General features: G+C 78.3%; 2 pseudogenes. Both read left to right on the top strand.

Going from position 1 to position 1,311, the window contains the following annotated elements:
• Window positions 1–189: pseudogene (locus tag MCM47_RS40930) on the top strand (short-chain dehydrogenase); the annotation flags it as partial.
• 182 nt (window positions 190–371) lie between these two features.
• Window positions 372–1,311: pseudogene (locus MCM47_RS40925) on the top strand (TIGR00374 family protein); the annotation flags it as partial.

Genomic DNA, 1,311 nt, shown 5'->3' with positions numbered 1-1,311 from the left:
GGACTGACCGACACCGAGCTCGGCGGGCACATCGACAACCCGGTGCTGCGCGAGCAGCTCGGCGGGATGTTCGCCGTGATCCCGGCCCTGACCGCCGACGACATCGCGGACCTGATCGGCTACACCGTCACCCGACCCCGGCACGTCAACCTCCGCCACCTGGTCGCCCTGCCCACCCGCCAGGCCTGACCCGCCGAGCAGGCCTGACCCGCCGAGCAGGCCTGACCCGCCGAGCAGGCCTGACCCACCGGCCCACCCCACAGGCCGGACCCACCCCACGGGCCGGTGGGCCCGGGCGCCCGGGCGCGCCCGACCGCCCGGACCAAGGGTTCTCCGCCGCGCCCGGGCCGGGCCATGGGAGCATGCCAACCGTGGCGATCGTGACGGGGAGAGTGGACAGCGACACGGGCGGTGCCCGGTCCGGCGGCATACCCGGGCCGAGCGGGCCCGGCGGGGACGCGCCGCCCGGGCCGGCCGCCACCGGCCGGGTCCGGCAGCCGGTGGCGCTGATCCGGCTGCTGGCCGGTGTCGCCGGGATCACCCTGACGCTGCTGCTCGCCGACTACGCGCGGGCCACCACCTCCGGCATCGCCAGCGACGTCGCCCAGGCCGCCGAACTGGTCCCGCGCACCCTGGCCGGACTCGCCGGGGGCCTGACCACCGCCGCCCTGCTGCTGGTCCCCGCCTACTCCGCGGCCCGCCGGCTGACCTCGGCCGCAGCCGACCGTCGGCGCACCCTCCAACACCTCTCCGACGGGCTGCTGGCCGCCGTCCTGGCCTACGGGGTCTCGCTCGCGCTCGACCTCTGGGTCGACGAGGCGGCGTCCCCGACCCTGGTCGCCGCGCTCACCCAACGGCTGCCCGGCGGCGGCCTGGCGCACACCGAACCGGTCTACGGCTACCTCGCCCCGGTGCTCGCCTTCCTGACCGCCTCCGGCGCCCGCGAGCGCCGGCTCCCCCGGCTCACCCTCGCGGCCTCCGCCCTCGCCGGCCTCGCCGCCGGGTACGCCACCCCCACCGCCCTCCTGCTCGGACTGCTGATCGGCTGGACCGCCGCCCACGGCACCAGCTACGCCGTCGGCACTCCCGACCCGCGGCCGAAGCCGGCGCAGCTCCTGCGCAGCCTGCGCGAGGCCGGCCTGCGCCCGGTCGCCGCCCGACCGGCCGGCCCGGACCGCTACCTGGTCACCCAGGAGCCCGGCCGCCCCGATCTCGACGTCCAGCTGCTCGACCGGCAGGCCGTCACCGCCGCCCTGGTCCAGCGCGCCTGGCGGCGGATGCGGCTGCGGACCGCCCCGCACCCCCGGGCGC

The organism is Kitasatospora sp. A2-31 (genome assembly GCF_022288725.1).
Classification (GTDB): Bacteria; Actinomycetota; Actinomycetes; order Streptomycetales; family Streptomycetaceae; genus Kitasatospora.
This window is presented reverse-complemented; position numbering and strand designations above follow the sequence as displayed.